General features: G+C 71.7%; 6 protein-coding genes. 1 reads left to right on the top strand and 5 read right to left on the bottom strand.

Annotated features, from left to right (window positions below; genetic code table 11):
* Positions 1–35 precede the first annotated feature (35 nt).
* The 3 genes from pstS to HF995_RS12645 form a co-directional block, all read right to left on the bottom strand.
* On the bottom strand, positions 36–1,181 hold the full coding sequence (pstS, locus tag HF995_RS12655; protein WP_168448152.1) for a phosphate ABC transporter substrate-binding protein PstS: 1,146 nt from the start codon (positions 1,179–1,181) through the stop codon (positions 36–38).
* 233 nt (positions 1,182–1,414) lie between these two features.
* Positions 1,415–2,134, bottom strand: coding sequence for a response regulator transcription factor (locus tag HF995_RS12650; protein WP_168448151.1), 720 nt, complete (start codon positions 2,132–2,134; stop codon positions 1,415–1,417).
* Positions 2,131–3,303 (bottom strand): sensor histidine kinase, encoded by a 1,173-nt coding sequence (locus HF995_RS12645; RefSeq protein ID WP_168448189.1) that lies wholly within the window; start codon positions 3,301–3,303, stop codon positions 2,131–2,133. The genes HF995_RS12650 and HF995_RS12645 overlap by 4 nt, the downstream gene beginning before the upstream one ends.
* 190 nt (positions 3,304–3,493) lie before the next feature.
* Here HF995_RS12645 and phoU point away from each other — a divergent pair, with 190 nt between their 5' ends.
* Positions 3,494–4,147 (top strand): phosphate signaling complex protein PhoU, encoded by a 654-nt coding sequence (gene phoU, locus HF995_RS12640; protein ID WP_168448150.1) that lies wholly within the window; start codon positions 3,494–3,496, stop codon positions 4,145–4,147.
* A gap of 98 nt (positions 4,148–4,245) precedes the next feature.
* Here phoU and HF995_RS12635 read toward each other — a convergent pair whose 3' ends face one another.
* The gene (locus HF995_RS12635; protein ID WP_168448149.1) at positions 4,246–4,986 is read right to left on the bottom strand and encodes a phosphoglyceromutase; all 741 of its coding nucleotides are present in this window, start codon (positions 4,984–4,986) and stop codon (positions 4,246–4,248) included.
* A gap of 118 nt (positions 4,987–5,104) precedes the next feature.
* Positions 5,105–6,346, bottom strand: coding sequence for a D-inositol-3-phosphate glycosyltransferase (mshA, locus tag HF995_RS12630; RefSeq protein ID WP_168448188.1), 1,242 nt, complete (start codon positions 6,344–6,346; stop codon positions 5,105–5,107).
* Between the last annotated feature and the right edge of the window lie 83 nt (positions 6,347–6,429).

Below are 6,429 nucleotides of genomic sequence, written 5' to 3'. Positions count from 1 at the left end.
CCCCCCCCCCCCCCCCCCCCCCCCCCCCCTCGGCGTCACTTGACGGCGATCGAGTCGATCGCCTTCTGGACCTCGGAGCGCAGCTCGTCCGAGATGGGGGCGGAGCCCGCGACGCTCGGGTCGGCAGCGCGGTCCTGGCCCTCGGCGGAGGCGACGTAGGACAGGAACGCCTTGACGTTGGCGACGTCCGCCGCGTCCTCGTAGACCGAGCACGCGACCGAGTAGGACATCAGCACGAGCGGGTAGGCGCCGGCCTCCGTCGTGGTGCGGTCGAGCTCGACGACGAGGCGCTTGTCCGTCGCGTCCTCGGCGCGCGGCGACGCGTCGACGACCTTGGCCGCGGCCTCCGCGGAGAACGGCACGTACTCCTCGCCGACCTTGATCGCGACGGTGCCGAGGTCACCGGCGCGCGAGGCGTCGGCGTAGCCGATCGTGCCCTCGGCCGCGGAGACCGTGTCGACGACGCCCGACGTGCCCTGACCGGACTGGCCACCGGCGACGGGCCAGTCGCCCGAGACCTCGTGCGGCCACGCACCGTTGCCCGCGGCGGCGAGGTACTCGACGAAGTTCTCGGTCGTCCCCGACTCGTCGGACCGGTTGACGGGCGTGATCGCCAGGTCAGGAAGCTCGACGCCCTCGTTCTCGGCGGCGATCGCCGGGTCGTTCCACTTCTTGATGTCGCCGTTGAAGATCTTCGCGATGGTCTCGGCGGAGAGCTGGAGGTGCTCGGCGCTGAGGTTCGGCAGGTTGTAGATGACCGCGATCGGGCTGATGTACAGCGGCAGCTCGAGAGCCTCGCCGCCGTAGCAGCGCTCGGTCGCGGCGGTGAGCTCCTCCGGCTTGAGCGCGGCGTCGGAGCCCGCGATCTGCACGGAGCCGGCGAGGAACTGCTCGCGGCCCGCTCCGGACCCGGCGGGGTCGTAGCTGAGGGAGACGTCAGGGGCGATGTCACCGAAGCCGGCGATCCACCCCTCCATGGCCTTGCCCTGCGAGGAGGCGCCCGCGCCGGCGAGGATGCCGGAGAGGTTCTCCGAGGTGGGGGCCGTGGTGGTGGCGGAGCCGCCCGTCTTGCTCGGCTCGGCGGAGTCGCTGCCGCAAGCAGCGAGGCCGAGAGCGAGAGCGCCCACCGCGAGGACTGCTCCAGAACGAGTGATGCGGCTGAGAGTCACTGGGAGTTCCATCCTGTGCGAATCACGTCGCGGCCTCGTCGGCCGCGCGACGAGAGCGGTGCGCTCTCGATCCGTGACTGACGTTAGGAAGGCAAGGTGACCCCTCCGGAGTTCCTCGGTGAACCCCGGATGAACTCCCCCCGAAGTCGTGGGACGCCTCCGGGGGGCTCTCCTGCGTCGCCGAGCAGCTGACCTGCGTCGATGTCGGGACGGCGACGTCCAGGTGAACGCGCGTCACCTGCCGTTCAGTCGTCCGCGAGCTTGTAGCCCAGGCCTCGCACGGTCAGCAGCAGCACGGGGCTGCCCGGGTCCTTCTCGATCTTCGCGCGGATGCGCTTGACGTGGACGTCGAGCGTCTTGGTGTCCCCGACGTAGTCGGAGCCCCACACCCGGTCGATGAGCTGCCCGCGCGTCAGGACGCGCCCGGCGTTGCGCATCAGCAGCTCGAGCAGCTCGAACTCCTTGAGCGGGAACGCGACCGCCTCGCCGTGGACGCTCACCGTGTGCCGGTCGACGTCCATGCGGACGGCGCCGACGGTGAGGACGCCGTCGTCGTGCGTCTCGACAGGGGCCGCAGGCGCCGCTGCGGACGCCGCGACGACCTCAGCGTGACGTCGCAGGACGGCCCGCATCCGCGCCAGCAGCTCGCGGAACGAGTACGGCTTGGTGACGTAGTCGTCGGCTCCGATCTCGAGCCCGACGACCTTGTCGATCTCCGTGTCCTTGGCCGTCAGCATGATGACCGGGACGTTGGAGCGGGTGCGCAGCTCTCGGCACACCTCGGTCCCGGAGAGGCCAGGGAGCATGAGGTCGAGCAGGACGAGGTCGGCGCCGCCGTCGTCGAAGGCGGTGAGCGCGTCGGGACCGGTCGCGACGGCGACCACCTCGAAGCCCTCGCGCTCGAGCTGGTAGGTCAGCGGCTCGGCGTAGGACTTCTCGTCCTCGACGACCAGGATGCGGGTCATGCGGAGCGTTCCTCCTCGTGGTCGCCCGTCGATGGCACGACGGGAGCTGCAGCGAGCTCCTCGGGCGCGCGGGCGGCCGGGATCTTGATCGTGAACGTGGAACCCTGGCCCGGCTCGGACCAGATGGAGATCTCACCGCCGTGGTCGGCGACGACGTGCTTGACGATGCTGAGCCCGAGGCCGGTCCCGCCGGTCTCGCGCGAGCGCGCAGGGTCGACGCGGTAGAACCGCTCGAAGATGCGATCTTGCTGGTCGGACGATATCCCGATGCCCTGGTCGACGACAGACAGCTCGACGAAGTCGTCGACCCGCTTGACCGCGACCGAGACGGACGAGCCGTCGGCGGAGTAGCTCACGGCATTGTCGAGGAGGTTGCGCAGCGCGGTGACGAGCAGGTTGTGGTCGCCGTAGACGTAGCCCGTCAGGTCGCCGGCGACCGAGAGCCTGATCTTGCGGCTCTCGGCGGGCGTGCGGGCACGGTCGAGCGACTCGGTGACGATCGTCTCGACGGGCACGGCGCGCAGCCCGTCGAGCGCCCCCGCGACCTGGAGCCGCGAGAGCTCGATGATCTCGTGGACGAGCGCGCCGAGACGCATGGCCTCGGACTGCATGCTCCCCGCGAAACGGCGCACGGCCTCCGGGTCGTCCGCGGCGTCCTGCACCGTCTCCGCGAGGAGCGAGAGCGCCCCGACGGGTGTCTTGAGCTCGTGGGAGATGTTGACGACGAAGTCGCGGCGCACCGCCTCGAGGCGGCGCGCCTCGGTCCGGTCCTCAGCGAGCACGAGCACGTGCCGGCTGTCGACCTGCGCGACCCGGACCTGGAGGAGCACGTCGCCGCGTCCCGACGGGCCGCGCGGCAGCTCGAGCTCCTCGTCGAGGATCTCGCCGCTCGCGCGCACCTTGGCGACCATGTCGTCGATCGCCCGGTGCACGATCGCGTCGTGCCTGACGATCCCGAGCGCGTACGCGGGCGCCGACGCGCGGACCACCTCGTCGGCCTCGTTGAGGACGATCGCGGCAGAGCGCAGGACAGCGAGCACCCGGACGAGACCCTGGTCGAGGTCGGCTGGCGGGCCGACGGGATACTCCCGCTGCTTGCTCTCGCTGTACCGGAACGCGAGCATCGCGACAACGCCGGTGCCGAGCCCGACCACCCCGGCGATGAGCATCCCGATTCCGTCCACGGGCCCAGCGTAAGGCCGTCGTCGCAGGCGCAGGCCGCGTGGCAGCCCTTTGTCGCGCAGCGCTCGACAAGTGTTCACCTAGGGACGACCTCGTGTTCACCGAGGGGCCGCGCAGCCCTGGCAGGCTCGCTGAGACAGGCGCCCGTGCGGGCGTTCGGACGATGACGAGGTGGACATGCGGCAGATCTTCGAGGCTGAGCTCAAGCAGGTCGGTGACGACCTCGCGGAGATGAGCCGGCTGGTCGAGCAGGCGATCGTCAAGGCAGGCACGGCGCTCTTGACGGCAGACATCGAGCTCGCGCAGCAGGTCGTCGCGCAGGACCAGGCGATCGACGAGCTCGAGCGAGACCTGGACGAGCGCTGCGTGCTGCTGCTCGCGCAGCAGCAGCCGGTGGCGACGGACCTTCGCGTCGTCGTCTCCGCGCTGCGGATCAGCTCGTCGCTCGAGCGGATGGGCGACCTCGCCCGGCACATCGCCCAGGTGGCGCGCGGCCGGTACCCGCGGCACGCCGTGTCGGGTGACCTGGAGGCGACGTTCGCCCAGATGAACGACGCAGCGGTGCGGGTCGCGCGGCGCGTGACGACGCTGCTCACGACGCGGGACCTCACGGTCGCGCACAACATCGAGCGCGACGACGACCTGCTCGACACGCTGCACCAGGACACGTTCGCGGCGCTGCTCGGCACGACGTGGTCGGGTACCCCGCAGGAGACGGTCGACGTGACGCTGCTGGGCCGGTACTACGAGCGGTTCGGCGACCATGGCGAGTCCGTCGCGCGGCGCATGCTCTACCTCGTGACGGGTGCGTTCGAGGAGGCGCGGCCCTGAGCCGGTCCTCGTGACCCGGCGTGCGCGCCGGTACACCACGCACGACAGCAGGCCCGGACCTCACGGTCCGGGCCTGCTGTCGTGCGTGGGGCCTGCTGTTACTTCTTGCCCTGGTTCGCGACGGCCTTGATGGCCTCCGCCGCGGCGTCGGGGTCGAGGTACTGGCCGGGCTTGACGGGCTTGAGGGTCTCCTCGTCCAGCTCGTAGACGAGCGGGATGCCGGTCGGGATGTTGAGGCCTGCGATGTCCTCGTCGGAGATGCCGTCGAGGTACTTCACGATCGCGCGCAGCGAGTTGCCGTGCGCGGCGACGAGGACGGTCTTGCCGGCCTTGAGATCAGGGACGATCTCCGCGTCCCAGTACGGGAGCGCACGCTCGAGGACGTCCTTGAGGCACTCCGTGAGGACCTGGGGAGCGTCGGCGTAGCGCGGGTCGGCGTCCTGCGAGAACTCCGAGCCGACCTCGATCGCGGGCGGCGGCACGTCGTAGGAGCGGCGCCACAGCATGAACTGCTCCTCGCCGAACTCGGCGAGGGTCTGGGCCTTGTCCTTGCCCTGGAGCGCACCGTAGTGACGCTCGTTGAGGCGCCAGCTGCGCTTGACCGGGATCCAGAGGCGGTCCGCGGCGTCGAGCGCGAGGTGCGCGGTGTTCATCGCGCGGCGCAGGAGGGACGTGTGCACGACGTCCGGGAGGACGCCAGCGTCGCGGAGGAGCTTGCCTCCGCGCTTCGCCTCCTCGACGCCCTTCTCAGAGAGGGCCACGTCGACCCAGCCGGTGAACAGGTTCTTGGCGTTCCATTCGCTCTCGCCGTGGCGGAGCAGCACGAGGGTGTAGGTCATGGTCCCCATTGTTGCGCACGGAGCGCCCGCGCACGCAGGGACCTTTCGGCCGTGGGACGGGCGCGGTGCCTCCCGGCTCGTGCGGTCGGCGCCGCCGGCGATCGCCGACGACGTGCGCTCAGCCGCGCTCGCGCCGCACCTTCGCGGCGAGGTCGTAGACGTCGAGCATCGCCGCAGCCGCGGCGTCCCACCCGTACGACCGGCCGACGGCGAGCGCCCCCTCACCGAGGCGCGCCCGGCGTGCGGGGTCCGCGAGCAGCCGCTCGAGCTCTCCCGCCCAGCGGCGCGGGTCGTGACCGTCGACGAGGACGCCCGACACGTCGTCGTGCACGACCGTCCGCAGGCCGCCGACGGCGGCCGCGACGACCGGGGTGCCGCACGCCTGCGCCTCGACCGCGACGAGGCCGAACGACTCGGTGTGGCTCGGCACGGCGACGACGTCGACCGCGCGGAACCATCGCGCGAGCTCCTCGCGGGGGGCAGGCGGCCGGAACAGGACGTGCTCGCTCACGCCAAGCCGGTGCGCGAGCGCCTCGAGCTCGCGCACCGCGGTGGGCCGGCCCGAGGGGCCGCCGAGGATCACGAGGGTCGGCAGCACGTCGAGCGTCCCGCGCTCGAGCGCGCGGCCGCGCATGATCGCGAGGGCCTCGACGAGCACGTCCGGGCCCTTGAGGAGCTGGACGCGCCCTGCGAACAGGACGACCGGGCCGTCGGGCAGGCCGAGCTTGCGGCGCTCGGCTGCGCGCGGCGTCGCCGACGGCGCGAAGATGTCGAGGTCGACCCCGGGCGGGACGACGTGCACCCGCTCGGGTGCGGCGTCGTACAGGTCGACGAGCTCGTGCGCCTCTTGCGCCGTCGACGCGACAAGGCCGTCCGCGGCCACGACGACCTGCTCCTCGCCGATCACGCGGCCCCGGGGCTCAGGGGTGTCGCCGGGCGCGAGCGCCGCGTTCTTGACCTTCGCCATCGTGTGCATCGAGTGCACGAGGGGTACGTCCCACCGGTCCGCGGCGAGCCAGCCGGCCTGCCCGGACAGCCAGTAGTGCGAGTGCACGACGTCGTACCAGCCGACGCGCCGCGACGCCTCCGTCCGCAGCACGCCGGCCGTGAAGGCGCACAGCTGTCCTGGCAGGTCGTTCTTGTCGAGACCCTCGAACGGTCCCGCCGTCACGTGCCGCACGAGCACGCCGTCGGCCATCTCGACGACCTCGGGCTGGGACGACGCCGTCGCCCGCGTGAAGATCTCGACATCGGCACCCGAGCGCGCGAGCGCGTCCGCGAGCCCGGTGATGTAGACGTTCATGCCGCCCGCGTCGCCCGTGCCGGGCTGTGCGAGCGGCGACGTGTGCACGCTCACCATCGCGACGCGCAGCCCGTCGCCCCGCCCGCTCACCGGAGGAGCCTCGGGGCGTGCAGGACGCCGGTGGGGCAGCACAGATCCAT

Origin of the sequence: Sanguibacter hominis ATCC BAA-789 (assembly GCF_012396185.1) — a bacterium.
GTDB lineage: Bacteria > Actinomycetota > Actinomycetes > Actinomycetales > Cellulomonadaceae > Flavimobilis > Flavimobilis hominis.
The sequence above is the reverse complement of the archived record's forward strand: the minus strand, read 5'-3'. Positions and strand labels throughout refer to the sequence as shown.

Excerpts from the sequence above, each read along its gene's own strand:
- HF995_RS12645 (WP_168448189.1), bottom strand. The coding sequence starts at position 3,303 with ATGCTCATCGCCGGGGTGGTCGGGCTCGGCACCGGCGTTGTCGCGATG.
- phoU (WP_168448150.1), top strand. The coding sequence starts at position 3,494 with ATGCGGCAGATCTTCGAGGCTGAGCTCAAGCAGGTCGGTGACGACCTC.
- mshA (WP_168448188.1), bottom strand. The coding sequence starts at position 6,346 with ATGGTGAGCGTGCACACGTCGCCGCTCGCACAGCCCGGCACGGGCGAC.
- HF995_RS12635 (WP_168448149.1), bottom strand. The coding sequence starts at position 4,986 with ATGACCTACACCCTCGTGCTGCTCCGCCACGGCGAGAGCGAATGGAAC.
- pstS (WP_168448152.1), bottom strand. The coding sequence starts at position 1,181 with ATGGAACTCCCAGTGACTCTCAGCCGCATCACTCGTTCTGGAGCAGTC.
- HF995_RS12650 (WP_168448151.1), bottom strand. The coding sequence starts at position 2,134 with ATGACCCGCATCCTGGTCGTCGAGGACGAGAAGTCCTACGCCGAGCCG.